This window comes from Bradyrhizobium cytisi, assembly GCF_008123515.1.
GTDB classification, from domain to species: Bacteria; Pseudomonadota; Alphaproteobacteria; order Rhizobiales; family Xanthobacteraceae; genus Bradyrhizobium; species Bradyrhizobium cytisi.
This window is the reverse complement of sequence record NZ_VSSR01000178.1, coordinates 1-1,106: the sequence shown is the minus strand read 5'-3', so window position 1 is coordinate 1,106 and position 1,106 is coordinate 1. Positions and strand designations below refer to the sequence as shown.

Below are 1,106 nucleotides of genomic sequence, written 5' to 3'. Positions count from 1 at the left end.
TCGAGCGCATACACAACGCGACCGCCGAGCTTGCGGTAAGTCGGGCCTGTCCCATAGGTGCGGTGCTTTTCCAGGGTTCGGCCGGAGAGTCCGAGAAGGCGCGCCGCTTCGGGCGTGCGCAGGTATCGCGGCGGCAGGCCGGCGTTCGGATCGGGCATTTACAAGGCTCCGTGGTCGTCTGGAGCGCGGCGGGCTCGGGCCGCGCGTCGACGGTCACGATGGCGAAGTAGGAGTGCTTAGGGGGATGCCGAAGATCGAGCGATGATTTTCGGCACCCCTGCTCTACTCCTTGCGAGATGAGGGACGTAGCAATGCGCGATAGCCGCCGCGCATCAGAGCCAAGCCAGCCTGCACCAGGCGGATGGTCCGGCTGCGCAATTCGTGAGTTTTCCAGGCGCGCTCAGGGATGCGTTTTCGGCCGAACAGCACCTCGGCGATGACGCGATAGGAAGCACCATCCATGTGTCCATCGAGCGCTCGCAGCGCCAAGGCCAATCGTTCGCGCCGCTGCGCCGAAAGCTGATGAAGGGCAGGTCCCGGCGGGCGGCCGTTGATTGCGCGCCACAGCCGATGTGAGGCGTGGGCGCGGATCTCAAAGTCCGCATCGAGCGGCAGTTCGGCCGCATAAGAGACACCAAACTGCGGCGCCTCTTTCAGCCAGAGACGATGTTGTACCCCTTGAATGCGCAATACGGCATGCCAGCCGTCAGATGCCTGTCTGATGGTGCCCGATGAAAGGTCGGCAAGCGGTAGCCCCGCGCCGACCGCTTTTGAGCCGGACGCGCTCTGAACGACCGGCACCACCGTCGGCAACGCCTCAGGTGCCCAGAAGATTGTCTGTTGGTAAAAGGACCCCTGGGGGTCATGAGCGAAAGCAGACGCCCCATCTCCTTCGGAATTCGGAAGTCATCTGCGATCGATTTTCACGATAGGAAGCCCGATAGTTGGAGCTGCGCCGCAGTGACTCCCAGGCGAAATCCGCCATCTCGCCCGACTTGATAGCGTGCTGATACGCCTCCGGTGAGCGCCAGTCGAACTCGGACATTGCTGTGATCCCCTGCCGTAAGTCGATTGCGGCGCAATGTCTATGAAGCTTGGGATTGTTG

3 protein-coding genes are annotated in these 1,106 nt (G+C 62.6%); all 3 read right to left on the bottom strand.

Annotation, left to right across the window (positions count from 1 at the left end; all coding sequences use genetic code 11):
- Window positions 1-158, bottom strand: a 158-nt coding sequence (locus FXB38_RS44545) for a helix-turn-helix transcriptional regulator (RefSeq protein WP_430640228.1), incomplete at its 3' end; no start/stop codon positions are given.
- 124 nt (window positions 159-282) lie between these two features.
- On the bottom strand, window positions 283-804 hold the full coding sequence (locus tag FXB38_RS42440) for a DUF2285 domain-containing protein (protein ID WP_187435538.1): 522 nt from the start codon (window positions 802-804) through the stop codon (window positions 283-285).
- 58 nt (window positions 805-862) lie between these two features.
- The coding region (locus FXB38_RS42435; protein ID WP_246230655.1) for a transcriptional regulator domain-containing protein at window positions 863-1,106 on the bottom strand (244 nt) is incomplete at its 5' end.